This is a genomic window from Rhodococcoides kyotonense (assembly GCF_900188125.1).
In the GTDB taxonomy this organism is placed as follows: Bacteria; Actinomycetota; Actinomycetes; order Mycobacteriales; family Mycobacteriaceae; genus Rhodococcoides; species Rhodococcoides kyotonense.
Genome location: NZ_FZOW01000043.1, coordinates 1 through 1,596, shown reverse-complemented (window position 1 = coordinate 1,596; position 1,596 = coordinate 1). Strand labels below are relative to the sequence as shown.

1 protein-coding gene is annotated in these 1,596 nt (G+C 65.5%); it reads right to left on the bottom strand.

Annotation, left to right across the window (positions count from 1 at the left end):
- On the bottom strand, window positions 1-1,582 hold a 1,582-nt coding region (gene ilvD, locus CHB96_RS29290), incomplete at its 3' end, for a dihydroxy-acid dehydratase (RefSeq protein ID WP_089253009.1).
- Window positions 1,583-1,596: the final 14 nt, after the last annotated feature.

Here is a 1,596-nt window from a genome sequence, read left to right as displayed (position 1 = left end):
CGACGAGGACGTCGAGTGTCCCCTTTCCGACGTCGAGACGGATCTGATCACCGTCGCGCACGAAGGCGATAGGCCCGGCGTCGACGGCTTCCGGCGCGACATGCCCGACGCACAGTCCCGTTGTGCCGCCGGAGAATCGGCCGTCGGTCAGCAGGAGAACGTCCTTGCCGAGTCCGGCGCCCTTGATCGCTCCGGTGATGGCGAGCATCTCACGCATACCGGGTCCACCCTTGGGGCCTTCGTAGCGGATGACGACGACGTCGCCGGCGGAGATGGTGCCGTCGGCGAGCGCGTCCATGGCCGCGCGTTCGCGTTCGAAAACCCGTGCGGTGCCGGTGAACACGTCGGAGTCGAAGCCTGCCGACTTGACGACGGCGCCGCCGGGAGCGAGCGATCCCTTGAGGATCGTGATGCCGCCGGTCGGGTGGATCGGTTCGTTCATGGCGCGCAACACCTTTCCGTCCGGATCGGGCGGTGCGATGTGAGCGAGGTTCTCCGCCACGGTCTTTCCGGTGACGGTGAGACAGTCGCCGTGCATGAGTCCCGCGTCGAGCAGTGCCTTCATGACGACGGGGACTCCGCCGATGGCGTCGACGTCCGTCATGACGTGCTTGCCGAACGGTTTGACGTCGGCGAGGTGCGGAACGCGGGAGCCGACGCGGGTGAAGTCGTCGAGCGTCAGTTCCACTTCGGCTTCGTGTGCGATTGCCAGCAGGTGCAGCACCGCGTTGGTCGATCCACCGAACGCCATGACGACGGCGATGGCATTCTCGAATGCTTCCTTCGTCAGGATGTCGCGCGCGGTGATGCCACGTCGCAGTAATTCGACGACGGCCTCGCCACTGGCATGCGCGAACTGGTCGCGTCGACGATCGGGAGCGGGAGGAGATGCACTGCCGGGCAACGACATTCCCATGGCTTCGGCGGCGCTCGCCATCGTGTTCGCGGTGTACATGCCGCCGCACGCGCCCTCGCCGGGGCAGATCGCACGTTCGATCGTGTCGACGTCGGCGCGGGACATCAGCCCGCGCGAGCATGCGCCGACGGCCTCGAACGCATCGATGATGGTGACCTGATGCTCGCTGCCGTCGGACAGCGTCGCGAAGCCGGGAAGTGTGGAACCGGCGTAGAGGAACACGCTCGCCAGATCCAATCGTGCTGCAGCCATGAGCATTCCGGGCAGCGACTTGTCACAGCCGGCGAGTAGAACCGAACCGTCGAGGCGTTCGGCACTCATGACCGTCTCGACGCTGTCGGCTATCACCTCGCGCGAGACCAGGGAGAAGTGCATGCCTTCGTGGCCCATCGAGATGCCGTCGGACACGGAGATCGTGCCGAACTCGAGCGGATATCCGCCTGCTGCATGCACGCCCTTCTTGACCGCTTTCGCGAGGCGTTCGAGCGACAGATTGCACGGGGTGATCTCGTTCCACGACGACGCGACACCGATCTGGGACTTTGTCCAGTCGTCGTCGCCCATTCCGACTGCACGCAGCATGCCTCGGGCAGCGGTCTTCTCCAGGCCGTCGGTGACATCGCGACTCCGCGGCTTGACGTCCGGTGACTCGTTCTCGGTCGACATGACTCTCCTGACCT